Annotated in this window: 22 protein-coding genes and 2 tRNA genes; 12 read left to right on the top strand and 12 right to left on the bottom strand. The window is 69.5% G+C overall.

The features are described 5' to 3' along the window. Nucleotides 1–13: 13 nt before the first annotated feature. The 3 genes from olsA to JHW48_RS06640 all read right to left on the bottom strand — a co-directional run bounded on the left by olsA (nt 14) and on the right by JHW48_RS06640 (nt 1947). Nucleotides 14–847: a lyso-ornithine lipid O-acyltransferase gene (olsA, locus tag JHW48_RS06650; RefSeq protein ID WP_170152310.1), complete on the bottom strand. Its 834-nt coding sequence runs from the start codon at nt 845–847 to the stop codon at nt 14–16. Next, on the bottom strand, nt 844–1629 hold the full coding sequence (gene olsB, locus JHW48_RS06645) for an L-ornithine N(alpha)-acyltransferase (RefSeq protein WP_119886631.1): 786 nt from the start codon (nt 1627–1629) through the stop codon (nt 844–846). Before olsB ends, olsA begins: the two co-directional genes overlap by 4 nt. Nucleotides 1630–1767: 138 nt before the next feature. Then, nucleotides 1768–1947 (bottom strand): DUF3553 domain-containing protein, encoded by a 180-nt coding sequence (locus JHW48_RS06640; protein WP_119886632.1) that lies wholly within the window; start codon nt 1945–1947, stop codon nt 1768–1770. Between the two features lie 41 nt (nt 1948–1988). Between JHW48_RS06640 and JHW48_RS06635 the strand changes: the two genes are divergently transcribed. Further along, nucleotides 1989–2612, top strand: coding sequence for a histidine phosphotransferase family protein (locus JHW48_RS06635; RefSeq protein ID WP_119886633.1), 624 nt, complete (start codon nt 1989–1991; stop codon nt 2610–2612). Here the strand turns inward: JHW48_RS06635 and JHW48_RS06630 are convergent. From JHW48_RS06630 to JHW48_RS06610, 5 genes are all read right to left on the bottom strand, one after another. After that, nucleotides 2609–3865, bottom strand: a complete 1257-nt coding sequence (locus tag JHW48_RS06630) for a glutamate-5-semialdehyde dehydrogenase (RefSeq protein WP_419182413.1) — start codon at nt 3863–3865, stop codon at nt 2609–2611. The two genes, JHW48_RS06635 and JHW48_RS06630, sit on opposite strands and share 4 nt — an antisense overlap. Nucleotides 3866–3968: 103 nt before the next feature. After that, nucleotides 3969–4045: transfer RNA gene (locus JHW48_RS06625), tRNA-Asp, on the bottom strand. A 28-nt stretch (nt 4046–4073) separates the two neighbouring features. After that, a tRNA-Asp gene (locus JHW48_RS06620) sits at nt 4074–4150 on the bottom strand. Between the two features lie 185 nt (nt 4151–4335). Next, nucleotides 4336–4935, bottom strand: a complete 600-nt coding sequence (locus JHW48_RS06615; RefSeq protein ID WP_119886635.1) for a PRC-barrel domain-containing protein — start codon at nt 4933–4935, stop codon at nt 4336–4338. A gap of 85 nt (nt 4936–5020) precedes the next feature. After that, the gene (locus JHW48_RS06610) at nt 5021–6145 is read right to left on the bottom strand and encodes an anhydro-N-acetylmuramic acid kinase (RefSeq protein WP_205961927.1); all 1125 of its coding nucleotides are present in this window, start codon (nt 6143–6145) and stop codon (nt 5021–5023) included. 57 nt (nt 6146–6202) lie between these two features. Here JHW48_RS06610 and tyrS point away from each other — a divergent pair, with 57 nt between their 5' ends. The 8 genes from tyrS to JHW48_RS06570 all read left to right on the top strand — a co-directional run bounded on the left by tyrS (nt 6203) and on the right by JHW48_RS06570 (nt 13863). Further along, nucleotides 6203–7441 carry a tyrosine--tRNA ligase gene (tyrS, locus tag JHW48_RS06605; protein WP_119886636.1) on the top strand — a complete coding sequence of 413 codons (1239 nt, stop codon included), beginning with the start codon at nt 6203–6205 and terminating at the stop codon, nt 7439–7441. A gap of 135 nt (nt 7442–7576) precedes the next feature. Beyond that, nucleotides 7577–7729 (top strand): hypothetical protein, encoded by a 153-nt coding sequence (locus JHW48_RS06600; RefSeq protein ID WP_170152311.1) that lies wholly within the window; start codon nt 7577–7579, stop codon nt 7727–7729. A gap of 154 nt (nt 7730–7883) precedes the next feature. After that, entirely contained in the window at nt 7884–8966 is a 1083-nt protein-coding gene (gene fni, locus JHW48_RS06595; RefSeq protein ID WP_119886637.1) for a type 2 isopentenyl-diphosphate Delta-isomerase, read from the top strand. Nucleotides 8967–8996: 30 nt separating this feature from the next. Continuing rightward, nucleotides 8997–9722 carry a fatty acid desaturase gene (locus JHW48_RS06590; protein WP_119886638.1) on the top strand — a complete coding sequence of 242 codons (726 nt, stop codon included), beginning with the start codon at nt 8997–8999 and terminating at the stop codon, nt 9720–9722. Beyond that, nucleotides 9719–10207 (top strand): sterol desaturase family protein, encoded by a 489-nt coding sequence (locus tag JHW48_RS06585; protein ID WP_119886639.1) that lies wholly within the window; start codon nt 9719–9721, stop codon nt 10205–10207. Before JHW48_RS06590 ends, JHW48_RS06585 begins: the two co-directional genes overlap by 4 nt. 55 nt (nt 10208–10262) lie before the next feature. Further along, the gene (crtY, locus tag JHW48_RS06580; RefSeq protein WP_119886640.1) at nt 10263–11423 is read left to right on the top strand and encodes a lycopene beta-cyclase CrtY; all 1161 of its coding nucleotides are present in this window, start codon (nt 10263–10265) and stop codon (nt 11421–11423) included. Further along, entirely contained in the window at nt 11420–12955 is a 1536-nt protein-coding gene (locus JHW48_RS06575; protein ID WP_119886641.1) for a phytoene desaturase, read from the top strand. Before crtY ends, JHW48_RS06575 begins: the two co-directional genes overlap by 4 nt. Beyond that, nucleotides 12952–13863: a phytoene/squalene synthase family protein gene (locus JHW48_RS06570; RefSeq protein ID WP_119886642.1), complete on the top strand. Its 912-nt coding sequence runs from the start codon at nt 12952–12954 to the stop codon at nt 13861–13863. Before JHW48_RS06575 ends, JHW48_RS06570 begins: the two co-directional genes overlap by 4 nt. Before the next feature lie 4 nt (nt 13864–13867). On the opposite strand, the gene JHW48_RS06565 is transcribed toward JHW48_RS06570, so the two are convergent. The 4 genes from JHW48_RS06565 to JHW48_RS06550 form a co-directional block, all read right to left on the bottom strand. Continuing rightward, entirely contained in the window at nt 13868–14749 is an 882-nt protein-coding gene (locus tag JHW48_RS06565) for a polyprenyl synthetase family protein (protein WP_119886643.1), read from the bottom strand. Nucleotides 14750–14965: 216 nt separating this feature from the next. Continuing rightward, a complete protein-coding gene (locus JHW48_RS06560) occupies nt 14966–17158 on the bottom strand; it encodes a methyl-accepting chemotaxis protein (RefSeq protein ID WP_272835822.1) in 2193 nt (730 codons plus the stop codon). A 65-nt stretch (nt 17159–17223) separates the two neighbouring features. Next, entirely contained in the window at nt 17224–17745 is a 522-nt protein-coding gene (locus JHW48_RS06555) for a chemotaxis protein CheD (RefSeq protein ID WP_205961928.1), read from the bottom strand. After that, entirely contained in the window at nt 17742–18713 is a 972-nt protein-coding gene (locus JHW48_RS06550; protein ID WP_119886644.1) for a CheB methylesterase domain-containing protein, read from the bottom strand. The genes JHW48_RS06555 and JHW48_RS06550 overlap by 4 nt, the downstream gene beginning before the upstream one ends. A 159-nt stretch (nt 18714–18872) precedes the next feature. Here JHW48_RS06550 and JHW48_RS06545 point away from each other — a divergent pair, with 159 nt between their 5' ends. From JHW48_RS06545 to JHW48_RS06535, 3 genes are read left to right on the top strand one after another with little or no spacing between them, the layout of a single operon-like run. Continuing rightward, a complete protein-coding gene (locus tag JHW48_RS06545; RefSeq protein ID WP_272835821.1) occupies nt 18873–19148 on the top strand; it encodes an STAS domain-containing protein in 276 nt (91 codons plus the stop codon). Then, nucleotides 19145–19513: a response regulator gene (locus tag JHW48_RS06540; protein WP_119887961.1), complete on the top strand. Its 369-nt coding sequence runs from the start codon at nt 19145–19147 to the stop codon at nt 19511–19513. The genes JHW48_RS06545 and JHW48_RS06540 overlap by 4 nt, the downstream gene beginning before the upstream one ends. Nucleotide 19514: 1 nt before the next feature. Then, entirely contained in the window at nt 19515–21614 is a 2100-nt protein-coding gene (locus tag JHW48_RS06535; protein WP_272835820.1) for a chemotaxis protein CheA, read from the top strand. The last annotated feature ends 1 nt before the right edge of the window (nt 21615 follow it).

Genomic DNA, 21615 nt, shown 5'->3' with positions numbered 1-21615 from the left:
GGCAAGCAAATCGTCAGGCGGGCGGCAAAGGCGCGCCGAAATCCGATCCTATCGCGGAATGGCAGGCGGCGGAAAGCGATTTGCGGTCATGTCCCGCCACGGAAACCGGCGGATGCAGGCGCACGCGGACCCGCCCGTGACGCCGTGTCGCAAGCACGGCCAGCAGATGCGGGCCCAATTCCATATCCGCCCACCAGCCATAGAATCGCGGATCGCTGTCGGGCGGCGCGTCATAGACGGCGCTGACCGGCTGGATGGCCAGGCCCTCGGGCAGGTCGTCCGCCAGAAAGCCCTGGAACAGCGTCGGCTTGAAGTGCAGCAGCCGCCGCCCGTCGCTGGAGGTCCCCTCGGGAAAGAACAGCAGCCGGTGCCCGGCGCGCAGGCGGGCGGCGAATTCCTCGGCCTGGGCGCGGGCCAGGCGCGGGTCGCGGGCCACGAAATGCGTGTCGGTCACGCGGGTCAGGATGTTGATGCCGGGCCAGGACGCGACCTCGGCCTTGCTGACGAAGAAGACCGGCTGCGCCGCGTTCAGCACCAGGATGTCCAGCCAGCTGGAATGGTTGGCCACCACCGCGCCGGGGCCGCGCAGCGGCTGTCCCTCGCGCCGCCACGGCAGGCCGATGCAGATCAGCACCAGCCGACAGACCGCCTGCACATGCGGCCCGGTCCAGGGGCGGCGGCGGCCATGGACCAGACGTTCGACCCCGCGCAGGGGCAGGATCAGGGCGACGCCCAGCAGCAGGACCAGGACCGCCCCGCCCCCGCGCCGCGCCACGCGCAGCCAGTCGCGCAGGCCCCGCGGTCGGGGCAGGTCGGGAACCGCGCCCTCGCGCCAGGTCGCGCTCATGCCGGTTGCCAGCGGCTTTCGTAGAACTGCTTGTGCTTGGCCGACATGACGGCGGTGTCCATCATCAGGAACACGTCGGTGGTGTTGAAGGCGCGGTCGATGAAGGCCCCCTCGCCCACCATGCCGCCAAGGCGCAGATAGGCCTTGATCAGCGCGGGCATGGCGACCATCGCCTCGCGCCGGTCCAGGCGGTCGGGGGCGATCAGGTCCATGGGCTGGAACCCCTCGGGCCAGGCGCGGGGGCGCAGGGCGGGCGGGGCCAGGTGATGGTGATGCAGCCAGGACAGCGACGGCGCCAGCATATGCGGATCGGTGCCGTGAAAGCTGGCCACGCCGAACAGGATCTGGATGCCGTGATCCAGCACGTAATCGGCCAGCGCGTTCCACATCAGGAACATCGCCGCCCCGCCCCGGTGATCGGGATCGACGCAGGACCGCCCCAGCTCCAGCAGCGGGCGGCCGCTGTCGCGCAGGGGCGCCAGGTCATATTCCCCGTCGCAATAGAACCGCCCGAAGCCCGCCGCCACGTCGCCGCGCAGCAGGCGATAGACGCCCACCACATGGTCCAGCGCATCCGCATCGCGCCGCGTGTCGATCAGGCACAGATGATCGACCACCGGGTCGAATTCGTCGCGTTCCAGCCGCGCGTCGTGATCGACCAAGGGGCCGGTGCCGCCCAGCTCCTCGACGAAGACGCGATAGCGCAGGCGCTGCGCGGCCAGCAGGTCCTGCGGCGCGGTCGCAAGGCGGATCTGGAAGAAGGCGGGATCGGCGCGGTTCACGGGGCCTCTCGCGGTGGGGGATCGGGGCCTTCCTAGGCCAAGCTGCGGCCCCAATGCAACAACCCTGCGGGATGCGTCGGAAGGACCGCTTGCGCATGACAACCCGAGGTTGCATGCTGCCCCTTGGAAAACAGGAGTTTACGCCCCGCCCATGCCCAGGATCTGCAAAGTCACCCGGCGTCCGTCGATGACCTGCTTGCCGGCCTCGGCAAAGTTGACGGTGATGCGGTTGCCGATGCGCGACTGCACCTGGCCTTCGCCCCATTCGGGGGCGGCGGGATGACGGACGATCATGCCCGGTTCCAGGATCTCGTTCACGGCAGGCGCTCCTTGGTCGGAATGACGGGAAGGTATCATAGATGACGGTCGATACAACGCGGATCGCCCCGGGCGATCTGGCGGCGCTGCTGGGATCGCGGCTGTGCCATGACCTGGTGTCGCCCCTGGGCGCCATCGGCAACGGGGTCGAGCTGCTGGAGATGTCGCCCGATTACCCGGGCATCGCCCAATCGCCCGAGATGCGCCTGATCGCCGAGGCGGTAGCGGCGGCGCGGGCGCGCATCCAGGCCTATCGCATGGCCTTCGGCCAGGCCCAGGGCGACCAGCGGATAGGCCGGGCGGAGCTGGCGCGGCTGCTGTCGGGGGTCGAGGCGCAGGGCCGCCTGACCATCACCCTGGAGGCCGAGGGCGACTTCACCCGCCCCGAGGTGCGCATGATCATGCTGGCCGTGATGTGCATGGAGACCGCGATGCCGTGGGGCGGGCGGGTCATCGTGCTGCGCGACCGGCCTGACTGGCGGCTGGTGGCGGAATGCGAACGCAGCCGGATCGACCCCACGCTCTGGGCCTGGCTGGACCGGGACGCGCCGCGCGCCCCCAGCCCGGCCGAGGTGCATTTCCCCCTGCTGTCCGAGCTGGCGCGCGATGCGGGCCGCCGGCTGCGCCATGAATTCGACGAGACCGGCGGCGAGATCGCCTTCTAGGCGCGCACCGTCCCGTCGCCGGTGACCAGATACTTGAAGCTGGTCAGCTGTTCGGCCCCCACCGGCCCGCGGGCATGCATCTTGCCCGTGGCGATGCCGATCTCCGCGCCCATGCCGAATTCGCCCCCATCCGCGAACTGCGTCGAGGCGTTGCGCATCAGGATCGCGCTGTCGAGCCCCGCAAAGAACCGCTCGGCCACGGCGTCATCCTCGGTCAGGATCGATTCGGTATGCTGGCTGCCATGGCGGCGGATATGGGCGATGGCCCCGTCCACCCCGTCGACCAGCCGGGCGGCGATGATCATGTCCAGGAACTCGCGCCCGAAATCATCGGGCTGGGCGGGCACCGTGCCGGGGATCTGGGCCAGTTCGCCTTCCGCGCGGACCTCGACGCCCGCCTCCAGCAGGGCGCGGATCAGCACGTCGCCATGGCGGGCAAAGAACGCCCGGTCGATCAGCAGGCATTCGGCCGCCCCGCAGATGCCGGTGCGGCGCGTCTTGGCATTCAGCACCACGCGGCGCGCCTTGTCCGGATCGGCGGCGGCGTCGGCATAGACGTGGCAGATCCCCTCCAGATGGGCAAAGACCGGCACGCGGGCCTGGTCCTGGACCAGCCCCACCAGGCCCTTGCCGCCGCGCGGGATGATCACGTCGATCAACCCCTGCGCGCCCAGCATGGCGCTGACCGCGGCGCGGTCGCGGGTGGGCACCATCTGGATCGCGGTGACCGGCAGGCCTGCGGCCTGCAGCCCCGCCACCATGCAGTCATGGATCGCGGCGCTGGAGTGCAGGCTTTCCGACCCGCCGCGTAGGATCACGGCATTGCCGGATTTCAGTGCCAGCGCGCCCGCATCGGCGGTGACGTTGGGGCGGCTTTCATAGATGACGCCGATCACCCCGATGGGCGTGCGCACGCGGCGGATATGCAGGCCCGTGGGCCGGTCCCATTCCGCGATCACCTGCCCCACCGGATCGTCCTGCGCGGCCACGGCCCGCAGGCTGTCGGCGATGGCGCGCAGGCGCGCCTCGTCCAGCCGCAGCCGGTCCAGCATCGCATCCGACAGGCCCTTGTCGCGGGCCAGGTCCAGATCGCGGGCATTGGCCTCCAGGATCGCGGGGATGCGGTCGATCACGGCATCGGCGGCCGCATCCAGCGCGGCGGTCTTGGTCGCGGCTGGCGCCTGCGCCAAGGTCACGGCGGCCTCGCGGGCCGCCTTTCCCAACGCGTCGATCAGTTCCCGGGCCTGGACCATGTCCGTCATCGCATCCTCCGAAGGTCGTCACGGGGGATGTCTTAGCGGCTTGGCGCGGACAGGGAAACAGCGAAGTCCGATGGCAAGGGAGAGGGAAGGGAAATGGCGCGGTTGACGGGGCTCGAACCCGCGACCCCCGGCGTGACAGGCCGGTACTCTAACCAACTGAGCTACAACCGCGCATTTCCTTCGGGCGAATGATGAGTTGTGGCGCGGTTGACGGGGCTCGAACCCGCGACCCCCGGCGTGACAGGCCGGTACTCTAACCAACTGAGCTACAACCGCCCAACTCATCCCCCGGACGATCGCCCGCCGGGGTGAAGCGGGGTTTACGCAGGCCCGCGCCCCCCGTCAAGGGCGCCCGGACCATTTTCTTGCGAAACCGTCATCGCCCGCGCCCGGAACGACGAAAAACGGGGCGCCCGTTGGGGCGTCCCGCAGTCTCAGCTCTCGTGAGGAGGGCCGGGATATCAGTCGCGGACCATGTCCGTGTCGAATTCCGGCATGGCTTCCAGTTCTTCCTGGGTGAAGTTCGTGGCGATGACCACGTCGTCACCGAACTGCGCCATGTGCAGGTCTTCGCGGTCCAGCAGCACGGTATGCGTGCCCATGCCCAGGAAGCCGCCGATATCGGCGATGTAGCCCATGACTTCGCCTTCGTTCGACATCACGATGTCCGAAACGGTGGCGATCGAGTTCCAGGTATCCGGCACGGTGTCGCCCGTCACGTCGGTCCACTCGGTCGTCGAGGGCTCGTTCGTGGTGTAGATGTCACGGCCCTGCAGCCAGGACGCGGTCATGCCACGGTTCTCGGCGGTCAGCGGCGCGCTGGTGATGCCGCCATGGGCCATGTCGTTGTTCATCGCGGTGCCGTCGGCGGGTGCGGCCATCGGGTCGGCCGGGGTCGCCATCGGATCGGCGGTGGTGCCCATCTCGCCTGCGGGCGCGGTTTCCGCGGGCATCGTCTCTGCGGGCATGGTGTCGTCGGCCGGGGCGGTGGTGGCCGCGTCCTGCGCCATCATCGGGGTGGCGAACGCAATGGCTGCAGCCGTCATCATCAGCGTCTTCATATCATATCTCCGCTTTAGGTCTTTGTTTAGATGGCGTCTTTCGCCATCCTCGGTGCACCAACGTCGGCTGCGCGCGATCCGTTCCCTAAACTTTTGTCTGTTTCACGCGACCGTCATGGGGATGGCTGATCCGCCCGCCGCAGACGGGTGCCGCAACCCCCGTCGTGGACGGCCCCGAGGTCGGCAGCCCCCGCAGCACCCGCACCGCCAGCCAGGCGAAGGCCTGCGCCTCCAGCATGTCGCCGTCCAGGCCCACCGCCTCGACCGGCGCGATGGGACAGGGCAGCGCATCGGCCAAGGCCGCCATGATCGCCCGGTTGTGCCGCCCGCCCCCGCAGACCAGCACCTGCGCGGGCGCCGAGGGCAGCCAGCCCATCCCTGCCGCAACGGCGCTGGCCAGCGCCGCCACCAGCGTCGCCGCCGCATCCGCGTCGGACAGCGCCTCGACCGCGCGGGTCAGGTCCGCGAAGCGGTCGCGGTCCAGCGATTTGGGCGGCAGGCGACGGAACCATGGATCGGCCAGGAAATCGGCGATGATGCCCGGATTGGCGCGCCCCGACAGGGCCAGCGCGCCCCCCTCGTCGCGGGTCAGGCCCCGCCTGCGGCGCAGCAGGTCGTTCAGCGGCGCATTGGCGGGCCCGGTATCGAAGGCCAGGCAGGCGCCCGGCGCCTCGGGCGCGGGGGCGGTGGGGTCGACCCAGCTGATATTGCCCACCCCGCCCAGGTTCAGGAAGGCCACGGGCGCGGGCGCCAAGCGCCCCTGCCCCACCGCCCATTCCGCGCAGGCCCAGTGAAAGAACGGCACCAGCGGCGCGCCCTCGCCGCCTTGGCGCACGTCCTCGCTGCGGAAATCCCAGACCACCGGCCGCCCGGTGCGCCGCGCCAGATCGGCCCCGCTGCCCGCCTGATGCGTGCCCCGGCCCGCGGGATCATGGGCCAGCGTCTGGCCGTGAAAGCCGATCAGTTGGGCATCGGGGAAATCGGCCGCCAGCCCCGCATGGCCGTCCACGACCAGGCGCGCGACCTCATCCAGCCCCGGATCGCCGGGCCAGCGGCCCAGGGCCTGGTGCAGCACCCCCGCCTGGTTGCCGCCCCACGCGCGATAGCCGCTGTCGCCGAAGGCCCCGATGCGGGTGCCGTCCGTCGTGACCATCGCCGCGTCCACCCCGTCCAGCGAGGTCCCCGACATCATTCCCAAGGCCCGGATCATCGCTTTTCCTTCCCCAATGGCCGGGGTATATCGCGCGGATACAGAAGGATGAAGCCCATGACCCACCAGCCCAAATCCGACTTCCTGCGTATCATGACCGAGCGCGGCTATCTGGCCGACTGCACGGATTACGCGGGGCTGGACCAGGCGCTGCTGGCGGGGCCGGTCACGGCCTATATCGGCTATGACGCCACCGCGGCCAGCCTGCATGTGGGCCACCTGCTGAACATCATGATGCTGCGCTGGTTCCAGAAGACCGGCAACCGGCCCCTGACCCTGATGGGCGGCGGCACGACCAAGGTGGGCGATCCGTCCTTCCGCAGCGACGAGCGTCCGCTGCTGGACGATGCCGCGATCCAGGCCAATATCGACGGCATGGGCCGGGTCTTTGCCCGCTATCTGGATTACGGGCCGGGCGGCGCGGCGATGCTGAACAATGCCGAATGGCTGGACGGGCTGAACTATCTGACCTTCCTGCGCGACATCGGGCGGCATTTCAGCGTGAACCGCATGCTGTCCTTCGAATCGGTGAAATCCCGGCTGGACCGCGAACAGTCGCTGTCCTTCCTGGAATTCAACTACATGATCCTGCAGGCCTATGACTTCCTGGAGCTGAACCGCCGCCATGGCTGCGTGCTGCAGATGGGCGGGTCGGACCAGTGGGGCAACATCGTCAACGGCATCGACCTGACGCGGCGCGTGGACGACGCGCAGGTCTGGGGGCTGACCTCGCTGCTGCTGACGACCAGCGACGGGCGCAAGATGGGCAAGTCGGCGGGCGGGGCCACCTGGCTGTCGGCGGACATGCTGTCGCCCTATGAATTCTGGCAGTTCTGGCGCAACTCCACCGATGCCGATGTGGGGCGGTTCCTGAAGCTCTATACCGAGCTGCCGGTCGAGGAATGCGACCGCATGGGCGCCCTGCAGGGGTCCGAGATCAACGAGGCCAAGGTCCGCCTGGCCAATGAGGTCACGACCCTGCTGCACGGCGCCGAGGCCGCCGCCAGCGCGGAGGCCACCGCGCGGCGCGTCTTCGAGGAGGGCGGCGCCGGCGGCGATCTGGAGGTCGCGCTGCTGACCGGCCCGGTCGAGGGCGTCACCATCGCCCAGGCCTTGGTCCAGTCCGGCATCGTCGCCAGCGGCAAGGAGGCCAAGCGCCTGATCGCCGAGGGCGGGCTGCGCGCCGACAACCAGCCCGTCACCGATCCGCAGATGGCCCTGGACCCGGCCGCGCTGGCCCAAGGCATCAAGATCTCGGTCGGGCGCAAGAAGCACCGGATGCTGCGCAGCGCCTGACCATGTGTTTGCTGCATGGCAGCCTTGCGACCGCCCTGACCCCACGTCAGGGCGGTTTAACTTTGAGCCGGCAGTCAATATCTGACCCGCGTGGGAGGCACAGACCTGAACACCGACCGAAACCGGAGACGACCAATGTCGCATGACAGCCAGAAACCGCTCAGCATCGCGGACCGCAAGCGCAGCCTGGAGGCGGATGCCGTGCTGGACCAGATGTACGGCTACTATACCCGCGAGGAGACGCCGCGCGCCGTGGTATCCGACCTCGACGCGCGCCGCGCCGCCTGAGGGCCCGCCGCCCGACCGATCAAGGGGCCCCACGGGGCCCTTTTTCATGTCCGCCCGCAACCCGTCCCTGCCCGGGGCGGCACCCGATGTCGCAGGGGGCTGGCGGGACGGGGCGCGAACGGCAATAGTCGCGGCGACAGGAACGGATGGCCCCATGACCGATATCTCCCGCCGCAAGACCGACCATCTGCGCATCGTGACCCAGGGACAGGGCGCGCAGGACCGTCTGGCCAGCGGCTTCGACGAGGTCCGCTTCCTGCACCGCGCCCTGCCCGAGATCGACATGGCGGCGATCGACTGTTCGACCCGGTTTCTGGGGCGGGCGCTGGACGCGCCGCTGCTGGTCTCGGCCATGACGGGCGGCCCGGCCGAGGCCGAACGCATCAACATCCACATCGCCGAGGCCTGCGCCCATCACCGCATCGCCCTGTCGGTGGGATCGCAGCGCATCGCGGTCGAACAGGGCGGCGCGGGGGGCCTGGGGGCCAGCCTGCGCCGGCGCGCGCCCGACATCCCCATCCTGGGCAATATCGGCGCGGTCCAGCTGAATTACGGCATCGGGGTCGACGAGGCCTGCCGCGCGGTGGACATGATCGGCGCCGATGCGTTGATCCTGCACCTGAACCCCCTGCAGGAGGCGATCCAGACCGGCGGCGACCGCGACTTCTCGGCCCTTCTGCCGCGGATCGAGGCGCTGGCCCGCGCCCTGCCCGTCCCCTTGGGCGTCAAGGAGGTCGGCGCGGGCCTCTCGGCCCCGGTGATCCGCCGGCTGATCGATGCGGGCGCGGTGATTCTGGACGTGGCGGGCGCGGGCGGGACCAGCTGGGCGCGGGTCGAGGCCGAACGCGGCCCCGACCGCCTGCAGGCCCTGGCCGCCCCCTTCCACGATTGGGGCATCCCCACCACCGACGCCCTGCGCGCGGCGGCCCCGCTGATCGGCCCGGACCAGGTGCTGATCGGATCGGGCGGCGTGCGCCACGGGCTGGACGTGGCGCGGGCGCTGCGGCTCGGGGCGGATCTGGCCGGTCAGGCGGCCCGCGCCCTGCCCGCCGCGCTGGAGGGGACCGAGGCGCTGATCGCCCACTTGGACGACGTGGTGACCCAGCTGCGCATCGCGATGTTCTGTACCGGATCGGCCGATCTGGCCGCCCTGCGCCGCGCGCCCCTGCTGACCCGCGATGCCGGTGGCCAATGGTCGCAAGCATCGGGGATGGAAACAGCCGGACCCAGGCTATAACCTGATGGCCGTATTCGGTCGGAGAAGACCATGACCAGACCCGTTGACCGGTCCCGCCTGACCGTCCAGAGCCTTGCCATATCGGCCGCCATCATCGCCGCATGGCTGGCCCTGCACATCCATGCGCTGTGGTTTCTGGACGCGGCCGCCCGGCCGCTGCTGGCGGTGGCGAACTTCGCGGCGCTGACCTGGCTGTCGGTTGGGCTGTTCATCATCGCCCATGACGCGATGCATGGCGCGGTCGTGCCGGGGCGCGCGCGGGCCAATGCCGCGATCGGCCAGCTGGTGCTGTGGCTCTATGCCGGGTTCTCGTGGCGCAAGATGATCGTCAAGCACATGGCCCATCACCGCCATGCGGGCACCGATGACGACCCCGATTTCGACCATGGCGGGCCGGTGCGCTGGTACGGGCGGTTCATCGCCACCTATTTCGGCTGGCGCGAGGGGCTGATCCTGCCGATCATCGTGACGACCTATGCGCTGATCCTGGGGGATCGCTGGATGTATGTGGTCTTCTGGCCGCTGCCCTCGATCCTGGCCTCGGTGCAGCTGTTCGTCTTCGGGACATGGCTGCCGCATAGGCCGGGCCATGACGCCTTTCCCGACCGCCATAACGCCCGGTCCTCGCGCATCAGCGACCCGGTCTCGCTGCTGACCTGCTTTCATTTCGGCGGCTATCACCACGAACACCACCTCTACCCCTCGGTGCCTTGGTGGCGCCTGCCGGCCACCCGCAAGAAAGGAACCCGCGCATGACCAACCTTCTCATCGTCGTCGCCACGGTCCTGGTCATGGAACTGACGGCCTATTCCGTCCATCGCTGGATCATGCACGGCCCCCTGGGCTGGGGCTGGCACAAGTCCCATCACGAGGAACACGACCACGCGCTGGAAAAGAACGACCTCTACGGCGTGGTCTTTGCGGTGATCGCGACGATCCTGTTCACCGTGGGCTGGATCTGGTTCCCGACCCTGTGGTGGATCGCGCTCGGCATGACGGTCTATGGGCTGATCTATTTTGTGCTGCATGACGGGCTGGTCCATCAGCGCTGGCCGTTCCGCTATGTCCCGCGGCGCGGCTATTTCCGCCGCCTCTATCAGGCGCATCGGCTGCATCACGCGGTCGAGGGGCGCGACCACTGCGTCAGCTTCGGCTTCATCTATGCGCCGCCGGTCGACAAGCTGAAGCAGGACCTGAAGAAATCCGGCGTCCTGCGTCCCGAAGCCGAGCGTCAGCCGTGACGCCCCGCCGCGGCCGCACCCCCGGAACCCGCAGCCCGGCCGGGGGTTCGGCTGCATGACACATGACATCCTGCTTGCCGGAGCCGGCCTTGCCAACGGTCTGATTGCGCTGGCTTTGCGCCAAGCCAGGCCCGATCTGCACGTCACCATCATCGACCGGGCCGCGGGCCCGTCCGACGCCCATACCTGGTCCTGTCACGACACCGACCTGTCGCCGGAATGGCTGGACCGCCTGCGCCCGCTGCAGCGCGGCCGCTGGTCAGGCCAGGACGTGCGCTTTCCGCGCCATGCGCGCCGGCTGTCCACCGGCTACGGTTCGCTGGACGGGGCGGCGCTGATGGGGGCCGTGGCCGATGCCGGGGTGCGGATCCTCTGGGACAGCCCGATCGCCGCGCTGGACATCGACGGGGCCACGCTGGAATCGGGCCGCCGCATCGACGCGCAGGCCGTGCTGGACGGCCGCGGGGCCGAACCCTCGCCGCATCTGGTCGTGGGCTACCAGAAATTCGTGGGCGTCGAGATCCGCACCGACGCGCCCCATGGCATCGACCGGCCCGTCATCATGGACGCGACCGTGACCCAGCAGGACGGATACCGCTTCATCTATCTGCTGCCCTTCGCCCCGGACCGCATCCTGATCGAGGATACCCGCTATTCCGACGGCGGCGATCTGGACGACGAGGCGCTGGCCCGGGCCTCGCATGATTACGCCCGCCAGCAGGGCTGGGCCGGGACCGAGCTGCGGCGCGAACGCGGCATCCTGCCCATCGCGATGGCCCATGACGCCGAGGCCTTCTGGGAGGAACGGCTGACCACGCCCCCGCCGGTCGGGCTGCGGGCGGGGTTCTTTCATCCGGTGACGGGCTATTCCCTGCCCTATGCCGCGCAGGTCGCCGATATCGTCGCGGGTCTGCAGGGGCCCATCACCACCGCCACGCTGCGCGGCCCGATCCGCGATTTCGCCCTGGCCCGGGCGCGGCAGGACCGGTTCCTGCGGCTGCTGAACCGGATGCTGTTCCGCGGCTGCGCGCCCGACCGCCGCTATACGCTGCTGCAGCGCTTCTATCGCCTGCCGCAACCGCTGATCGAGCGTTTCTATGCCGGGCAGATGACCATGGCCGACAAGCTGCGCATCGTCACCGGCAAACCGCCCATCCCCCTCGGCACGGCCTTCCGCTGCCTGCCCGAACGCCCCTTGCTACAGGAAAACGCATGAACGCCACCCTTGGTGCGACCACCGCCGCCACTGGCCCCGATGGCCAAGCCCGCACCGCCATCGTCATCGGCGCGGGGTTCGGCGGCCTGGCCCTGGCCATCCGCCTGCAATCGGCGGGCATCGCCACCACCTTGGTCGAGGCCCGCGACAAGCCGGGCGGGCGCGCCTATGTCTGGCATGACCAAGGCCATGTCTTCGATGCGGGCCCCACGGTCATCACCGATCCCGACGCCCTGCGCGAGCTGTGGGACCTGACCGGCCAGGACATGGCGCGGGACGTGACGCTGATGCCGGTCTCGCCCTTCTATCGGCTGATGTGGCCGGGCGGGAAGGTCTTCGACTATGTGAACGAGGCCGACCAGCTGGAACGCCAGATCGCCCAGCTCAATCCCGACGACCTCGAAGGCTATCGCCGGTTCCGCGACTATGCCGAGGAGGTTTATCAGGAGGGCTATGTCAAGCTGGGCACCGTGCCCTTCATGAAGCTGGGCCAGATGCTGAAGGCCGCGCCCGCGCTGATGAAGCTGGAGGCCTATAAATCCGTCCATGCCAAGGTCGCGACCTTCATCAAGGACCCCTATCTGCGGCAGGCCTTTTCCTATCACACGCTGCTGGTGGGCGGGAATCCCTTCTCGACCAGCTCGATCTATGCGCTGATCCATGCGCTGGAGCGGCGCGGCGGGGTCTGGTTCGCCAAGGGCGGCACCAACCGGCTGGTCGCGGGCATGGTCGCGCTGTTCGAACGGCTCGGCGGGCAGATCCTGCTGAACGCCAAGGTCGCCCGGATCGACACGGACGGCCCGCGCGCGACCGGCGTGACCTTGGCCGACGGGCGCGCGCTGACCGCGGAGATGGTCGCCAGCAACGGCGACGTGATGCACAATTATCGCGACCTGCTGGGCCATACCGCCCGCGGGCAGAGCCGCGCGAAATCGCTGGACCGCAAACGTTGGTCCATGTCGCTCTTCGTGCTGCATTTCGGGCTGCGCGAGGCGCCCAAGGACGTGGCGCATCACACCATCCTCTTCGGTCCCCGCTACAAGGAGCTGGTGAACGAGATCTTCAAAGGTCCGAACCTGGCCGAGGATTTCTCGCTCTACCTGCATTCGCCCTGCACGACGGACCCGGAGATGGCGCCTCCGGGCATGTCGACCCATTACGTCCTGGCCCCGGTGCCGCATCTGGGCCGCGCGGACATCGATTGGACGGTCGAGGGGCCGCGCTATGCCGACCGCATCCTGGCCAGCTTGGAGGAACGGCTGATCCCGAACCTGCGCGCCAACCTGACCACGACGCGCATCTTCACCCCCACCGATTTCGCGACCGAACTGAACGCCCATCACGGCAGCGCCTTTTCGGTCGAGCCGATCCTGACGCAATCGGCCTGGTTCCGGCCGCATAACCGCGACAAGACGATCCGCAACTTCTATCTGGTCGGCGCGGGCACCCATCCGGGCGCGGGTATCCCGGGCGTCGTGGGGTCCGCCAAGGCCACGGCCCAGGTGATGCTGGCCGATCTGGCGGGCGCATGAGCGATCTGGTCCTGACCTCGCAGCAGGCGATCACCCAAGGATCGCAGAGCTTTGCCACCGCCGCGCGGCTGATGCCCCCCGGCATCCGCGAGGATACGGTGATGCTCTATGCCTGGTGCCGCCATGCCGATGACGTGATCGACGGCCAGGCCTTGGGCAGCCGACCGGAGCTGGTGGACGACCCCCAGGCCCGGCTGGAGGATCTGCGCGCGGAAACGCTGGCCGCGCTGAACGGCCCCGGCCCCCATGCCCCGCCCTTCGCGGCCCTGCGCCAGGTGGCGCTGCGCCATGATTTTCCGCCCGAATGGCCGCTGGACCTGATCCAGGGCTTCGCGATGGATGTCGAGGATCGCCGCTATCGCAGCATCGGCGACGTGCTGGACTATTCCTATCATGTCGCGGGGGTGGTGGGCGTGATGATGGCGCGCGTCATGGGCGTGCGCGACGACCGGGTGCTGGATCACGCCTGCGATCTGGGGCTGGCCTTCCAGCTGACCAACATCGCGCGCGACGTGATGGACGATGCGCGGATCGGCCGGTGCTACCTGCCCGCCGATTGGCTGGAGGAGGCCGGCGCCACGGTCGAGGGCGACATCCCCTCGCCCGAGCTTTATGCGGTGATCCTGCGCCTGCTGGATACGGCCGAACCCTATTACGCCTCGGCCCGCCAAGGCCTGCCCGCCCTGCCCCCGCGCTGCGCCTGGTCGATCGCGGCGGCGCTGCGGATCTATCGCGCCATCGGCGGCCGCATCCGCCGCGGCGGGCCCGAGGCCTATCGCAGCCGCATCAGCACATCCCGCGCGACCAAGATGGGGTTGCTGGCGGCAGGGGGCTGGGACGTGGCGCGGACCCGTATCGCGCGTCCGGCGGTGGACCGGGCGGGCCTCTGGACCCGGCCGCGCCACTGATCCGTCAGGCGCTGACGGCCTTGGGCAGGACCCGGTCCAGCAGGGCCGCGATCTCAGGGGCCTGCAGGCGGTTCTCGCGCAGCATGGCGTTCAGCTGGGCGCGGCTGGCCTCGTAGTGGCGCGACACGTTCTGCATGTCGCCCACCGCCAGCAGGCCGCGTTTCGGGCCCGGCGCGGCGCTGTCGCGGCCAGTGGTCTTGCCCAAGGCCTTTTCGTCGCCGATCACATCCAGCAGGTCGTCATAGGATTGGAAGACCCGCCCCAGCTGGCGACCGAAGGCGATCATCTGGTCGCGTTCGCCATCGTCGAATTCCTTGACCAAGGCCAGCATCTCCAGCCCGGCGACGAACAGGACGCCGGTCTTGAGGTCCTGTTCCTGCTCCACCGCGGAGGCGGACTTGTCCGCATGCAGATCCAGGTCCTGCCCCGCGCAGAGCCCCACCGGCCCGAGCGCCCGCGACAGGGTCCGCACCAGCATCGACCGGACCTGGGGCGAGGCACCGCGGGCCGAGGCCAGCACCGCCATCGCCTCGGTGATCAGCGCGATACCGGCCAGCACGGCCCGGCTTTCGCCATGGGCCACATGGGTCGCGGGCTGGCCGCGGCGCAGGCTGGCATCGTCCATGCAGGGCAGATCGTCGAAGATCAGCGAGGCCGCGTGCACCATCTCGACCGCGGCGGCGGCATCGACCATGGTGTCGCAGACCCCGCCCGTGGTCTCGGCCGCCATCAGCAACAGCATCCCGCGGAACCGCTTGCCCGATGACAGGGCCGCATGGCGCATCGCATCCCCCAAAGGCTGGGACACGGCGCTGAAACCGCCGGCGATCTCCTCCAGCCGGGATTGCAGCAGGTCCATGTGGGTCGGGTTGACGTCTCGTCTCATCAGTGCCTTCGCGCTTTGGGTCTGACATGGCGATCCGGCGGGTTTCCCGCCTGTGCGGATGACCCGGCCATTCACCGTCAACTGCCCCCATGGTGGAACGGTTCACCGGCGAATGCCACCCTTTTGTCGGCGTCCAAGCGCCGCGCGGCAATTTGTCTTGCGCGACAGGCCCCGCAGGGCCGCGGGCGGCGGCGCACCGCCGCCCGCGGCAGGGTCTCAGAACTCCATCATCTGGCCGTCGATGCGCCCGCCCACGACGCGCAGCTGGACGGGTTCGACCACCGGCAGCGGCTCCGGACGCGACCGCATGGCGGGCATCTGGCCCGAATGATGGGCGACGCGGAAGCCCGCGATCTCGCGGATCAGGTCCTCGGCCCGCTGCAGCAGCGAGGCCGCGGCGGCATTGGCCTCCTCGGCCACGGCGGCGTTCTGCTGGGTCACCTGATCCAGCTGGTTGACGCCGGTATTCACCTCGGCCAGGCCCAGGGACTGTTCGCTGGCCGCCATCGAGATCGCGGTGATCTGGCCCGAGACCTCATTGGCCTTCTCCAGGATCATCTCCAGATTGGCGCCGGTATCGCCTACCAAGGCCGAGCCCGCCTTGACCTGCGACGCGGATTCCGAGATCAGCGCCTTGATCTCGCGGGCGGAATCCGACGCGCGCTGCGCCAGGCCCCGCACCTCGGAGGCGACGACGGCGAAGCCGCGCCCCGCCTCGCCCGCCCGCGCCGCCTCGACGCCCGCGTTCAAGGCCAGCAGGTTGGTCTGAAAGGCGATGTCGTCGATCACCGTGATGATGCGCGTGATCTGGTCGGACGAGCTTTCGATGCCGCGCATGGCGGCGACGGCGTTGCGCACGACCTCGGCGCTGGCCTGGGCGATGTCGCGGTTGCGGCGGCTGGCCTCCTCGGCCTGGCGGGCGCGGTCGGCGGTGGAATTCACGCTGCTGCTCATCTGGTTCAGGGCGGCGGCCGATTGCTCCAGCGTGGCGGCCTGGGTCTCGGCCCGGCTGGCCAGGTCCTGGGCGGCCGAGGTGATCTCGGTCGCGCCGCCGCGCACCTGGTCGGCCACGTCCGTGATCCGCATCAGCGTGCCGGTCAGCGTGTCGACGACGCTGTTGAACGCCTCGCGCAGGCTGTCATAGCCGGCCGGGAACGGGTCCGAGGGCGGGCTGGGGATGCGCTGCGTCAGATCGCCCTGGGCCAGGCGCGACAGCCCCGCCCCGATGTCGCGCACGACGCGGGCCTGCTGGCGCGCCTCGGCGTCGCGGGCCTGGGCGGCTTCGGCCTCGGCGCGGCGGGTCTGTTCCTCCATCTCGCGGGCCTGCAGGGCATTGTCGCGAAAGACGGTCAGCGCGCGGGCCAGATCGGCCATCTCGTTGCGACCCTCCTGTCCGCGGATCTCGACGCGCAGATCCCCCTGGGCCAGCCGGTTGGTCTGATCGACGGTCTGCCGCAGGCGGCGGCCCAGATCGCGCGACAGGATGGTGGCGATCGCCGCCCCCGCCAGGATCGCCAGCCCCACGCCGCCCAGGATCGCCAGGATCGTCTGATCCATCGCCCCGACGGCCTGGATATGCAGCGTCTCCATGGCCACCTGGGCATCGCTGCGCATCCGGTCGACCATGGCCAAGACCTCGTGCCCGGTATCGACGACCACCTGGGTGGCGGCGCGCGAATCCAGCTCCATCCCGCGGATCTCGGTCGCCATGGTCCAGTAGGCGTCGACGCCGGCCTGGGCCGTGGTCAGCAGGGCGCGCGTCTCGGCCGGGATGGGACGGCGGGCCAGATCGGCCAGCCATTGCCGCGTCGCCAGCAGCGGGGCCTCGGCCTCGTCGAAATTCGACACGTCGCCCCCCGCCAGGAACCGGTCGACCCGCACCCGCGTCACCAGGAAATCGTTCGACGCCCCAAGCGCCAGATAGGCCGAGTCGGTATCCGCCTGCGCCTGCAGCTGGCGCTGGACCGCCTCGATCCCGCGGCGATGCTCGATCGCATGGGCGTGCAGACCGTCGGACCGCTGACGCAGGTCGCGATAGAGCCCGGCCAGGGTCGCGGTCTCGGCCAGGTGGCGGTCCTTCAGTTCGACGATCGTCATGCCGGTGCCATTGCCCATGTCGGCGGCGTCGCGGGCCAGGATGCGGACGCGGCTCATGGCGGCGACGATATCCTGGTAATCGTCATCCGAGGCCGACGCCAGGAAGTCGCGTATCGCCAGATCGGCGCGCGCAACCCCGCCCGCAAGGTCGGCGGAAAGCAGGGCCATCTCCTCGACCTGATGCATCTGCGCGTTGACGTCGCGCATATGGTCCAGGCGCGTCCAGGTGAAGACCGCGGTGGCGACCAGCGCGGCAAGGATCAGCGCAAAGCCCGCGACGATGCGGGTGGTGATCCGGATATTCTGCAGCATCGAGACTGTCTCCGAAGGGGCGGCCCGCATGGATGCGGCCGCAGGGAAAGGGCGGCGGGGCGGGGTCAGAACAGTTCGACGTCGCCGGCGGGATGGCGTTTGGGCTGTTCGCGCACGGCGATCCGCGCCTCGCCCAGCAGATGGACCTGGACGCGGCCGACGACCGGCCAGAAGCGGATCCGCCGGGCCTGGGTGCCGCAGAGGTCGCTGGCGATCAGCGGGATGCCCTCGTCCTGCAGGAAGCGGCGGGCGGCATCGGCGTTGCGCTGGCCGATATCGGGCAGGCCGGCCATCATCCGCGCGCCGCCGAACAGCTTGGCGCGCAGGCGGCCGCGCGCGGCGCCGCGGCGCATCAGCCCGTTGACCAGCACCTCCATCGCGGCGGCGGCGTGGCGGATGTCGGGACCGCCCGGCCCCGCATCCGGCAGCAGGAAATGGTTCATGCCGCCGATGCCCCGGTCCAGATCCATGATGCAGGCCGACACACAGGACCCAAGGACGGTGGTCAGCACCACATCGGGATGATCGTGGATGGCATGTTCGCCCTGGACGACATGGATGACCTGCATCCCCGGTTCGCGGATCATGACATCCTCCGCAGGCGTTGGGATTCGCGGGTCAGCAGCGTCTTGCCGATCCGTGACAGGGGCAGGATCTCGGAGGCGGCGCCCGTTTCGGCGGCGACCCGGGGCATGCCCCACACGACCGAGCTGTCGCGGTCCTGCGCGATGGTCAGCCCGCCCGCGCGGCGCAGCGCGCCCATCCCCTGGGCCCCGTCCGCCCCCATCCCCGTCAGCAGAGCGGCGCGCACCTCCAGCCTGTCGGCCAGGGCGGCCCCGTCGGAAAACAGCACGTCGACCGACGGCCGGTGCCCCGAGACGGGCGCCCCCGCGATCATCCGGATGCGCGGGCCGCCCCGCATGATCAGGCCCATGTGGCGGTCCGCCTCGCAGGCCAGATAGACGGTGCCGCGCTGCAGCGGATCGCCGTCGCGCGCCGCCACCACCCGCGGGGTCAGCAGCTGGTCCAGACGCCGCACCAGCCCTTCGGCAAAGCCCGGACGGATGTGCTGCACGATCAGCGTGGGGGGGCAGTCGGCGCGGAACTGGGACAGGACAGTCTCCAACGCGGTGATGCCGCCGGTCGAGGCGCCCATCAGGATCACCGATCCCACGGGCCCCGACGCCGGGGCTGCGGGGGCCTCGGCGCGCAGCGGTCCGCGCGCGGGCTGCAACCCGCCGAACAGATGGGCCAGCATCTCGTCGGGGGTGGCGAACTGGCGGTGCCGCCCGGTGCGGTGGCGCAGCGGGCCGAAGATCGACACATCCGCGTCGATCATGGTCAGGATGTCGGCCAGCCCGTCGAATTCGACGGCCTCGGCGAATTCGGCCGAAAAGGCGACCCGCCGGGGCAGGTGCGATTCGATCAGCATATAGGCCTCGCCCGGGGTGGCCGCGCCCAGCACAGTGACGCCGGCGCGGGCCTCGCACCGGCGGATCAGCGCGGCCAGGCGGGCCGTGTTCGGATCAGCGATCAGCAGGACCGGGTTGGACATGAGAACTCCTGTGGGTCATGTCCATCAAATCGCGCACAAAGATTAAAAAACCATTCACCTCCAATCGGTTGGGCGCAAAAATATTTCCGGCGGCGGCAACGGTTCATTAAGCCTTCGCTGCTAGCCAAGGGGGGCCGACGACAACAAGAGGTGGATGAGATGCACGCCCTGCCCCTGCCCGAGACATTCGACCGCAAGGCCGTCTCGGCTTTTGCCCGAACCCTGCTGGACCACCGGGGGGCGGATGCGGTTCTCGACGCCTCGCAGGTCCGGCGCATGGGGACGCTGGCGGTCGAGATGCTGATCTCGGCGCGCAAGCAGTGGCAGGCCGATGGCCGGTCGCTGACGATCCGCGAGGCCTCCGATCCGTTCCTGACCACGCTCGAGGCTGTCGGCGCCTCGGTCGATCTTCTTCAAACCGGGGGACCCGCATGACGACCCGAATCCTGGCGGTCGACGATTCGCCCACCATCCGCGCGCTGGTATCCAAGGCCTTGCGCAATGCCGGCTTCGAGGTGTTCCTGGCCGTCGACGGAGTCGACGGCGTGGGCGCGCTTTCCGAGGCCGATCCCGACCTGATCATCACCGACATCAACATGCCCCGCATGGACGGGTTCGGCCTGATCGAGAACGTCCGCGCGACCGGCGCCTATGCCGATGTGCCGATCCTGGTGCTGACCACCGAAAGCGGCGCCGACCTGAAGGCCCGCGCCCGCAGCGCCGGGGCCACCGGCTGGATCGTGAAACCCTTCGAGGACGAGCGTCTGATCGCCGTCATCGAAAAGGTGCTGGGGCGCTGAGATGTCGGACATGGACGAATTCCGCGAGATGTTCTTCGTCGAATGCGACGAATTGCTGGAGGTGCTGGCCAACGGTCTGCGCCAGATGGAGGCGCCGGGCTTCGACAAGGAAACGGTGCATGCCGTGTTCCGCGCCGTGCATTCCGTCAAGGGCGGCGCCGCCGCCTTCGGCCTGACGACCCTGGTGACCTTCGCCCATCGGTTCGAGACCGTGCTGGACCTGGTCCGGTCGGACCGGTTGGAGGTGACACCCCAGATCATGGCGCTGGCGCATCGCTGCTCGGACTGCCTGACCGATCTGGTGACATCCGCCCGCGCGCAGGTCGATCCCGACGAGTCGCGGGTCGATGCGCTGCTGTCGGAACTGGACGCGCTGATCACCCCCGAGGATGACGAGGGGCCGATCGAATTCGTGCCTCTGACGCTGGATTTCGGCGGGCCGCTGGATTTCGACCTGCCCCCGCCGATGCCCGCCGCGCCCCCCGCCCCGGGGCTGGAGATCGCGATGACCCCGGGCCATCAGCTCTATCGTTCGGGCAACGATCCGCAGGCGCTGATCGCAGCGCTGCACAAGCTGGGCCCTGTAGCGGTCGCGCTGGAGACGGCGGGCGTCGCCGCCCTGGCCGACTGGTCGCCGGAGGAGCCTGGGCTGGCATGGCGCATCACCATCACCGGCGCCTCCTATGACGATGTGGCCGCCGTCTTCGAATTCGTCGAGGATTGCTGCGCGTTGACCATATCCGAGGCCCCGGTCGAGGATCGGCCCGAACCCTGCGACGACCCGCTGCCCGAACCGGCCCCTGCGCCCCCCGTGGCCGTGGCGGTCGAGGCCCCCGGCCCCACCGTGGTCCCGCCCGCCAATGCCCCCGCCAATGCTTCCGCCGAGGCGCCGCAATCCGCGGCCACCATCCGCGTGGCCTTGGACCGGGTGGACCGGCTGATGAACATGATCGGAGAGCTGGTCATCAAGGAGGCCATGCTGTCCCAGGTCATCCAGACCGCAGGCCTGCATGAACAGCCCGACGTGGTGGCGGGGCTGGACGCGATCCGCCAGCTGGCCGGCGACATCCAGGAAAGCGTGATGTCGATCCGCGCGCAGCCGCTGAAGCTGGTCTTTCAGCGCATGCACCGCATCCTGCGCGAGGCCGCCGACGCCACCGGCAAGCCCGTGCGCCTGGTCACGATCGGCGAACAGACCGAGGTTGACAAGACCATGATCGAACGGCTGATCGACCCGCTGACGCATATGATCCGCAACTCGGTCGATCACGGGCTGGAGGACAGCGTGACCCGCCAACGGCTCGGCAAGCCGGTCGAGGGAACGATCACCCTGTCGGCCGCGCATCGCTCGGGCCGGGTCCAGATCGAGGTCTCGGACGATGGCGGCGGCATCAACCGCCCCCGCGTCCGCCAGATCGCCGAGGATCGCGGCCTGATCGCCCCCGGCGCGAACCTGTCCCCGGCCGAGATCGACCAACTGCTGTTCCTGCCGGGCTTTTCCTCCAAGGACGAGGTATCGGCCCTGTCGGGACGCGGCGTGGGCCTCGATGTCGTCCGGCGCGAGATCATGGCGCTTGGCGGGCGGGTGATGATCCAGTCGACCGAAGGGGTGGGCACCACCTTCTCGATCGCGCTGCCGCTGACCCTGGCCGTGCTGGAGGGGATGCTGATCCAGCTGGGCGACCAGACCATGGTCCTGCCCATCACCGCCGTCCAGGAGACCCTGCGCCCCGAGGACCGGATGCTGCACGGCGTGGGCCACGGCACCCGCCTGCTGTCCAATCGGGGCGAGCTGATCCCGATCATCGATCTGGGCGCGACCTTCGGGCTGGAGGCGCCGGGCGCGCTGGACAGCGGCGTGCTGATCGTGGTCGAGACCGACAGCCGCAAGCGCGCCGCCTTCCGCGTCGACGGGATCTTCGACCAGCGCCAGGTCGTCATCAAGAGCCTGGAGCAGAATTACGGCCGCGTGCCCGGCGTCTCGGCCGCCACGATCCTGGGCGACGGCAAGATCGCCCTGATCATTGACCCCGAAGAAATCGTTCTTTCCTTGTCCAACGACCAGGGCCGCCGCTTGGCCGCCATGGCATCGAACGGGTGAC

The sequence above is a fragment of the Paracoccus aestuarii genome, assembly GCF_028553885.1.
Lineage (GTDB): Bacteria > Pseudomonadota > Alphaproteobacteria > Rhodobacterales > Rhodobacteraceae > Paracoccus > Paracoccus aestuarii.
Note: the sequence above shows the minus strand (reverse complement) of the source record. Positions and strands in the feature narration are given on the sequence as shown.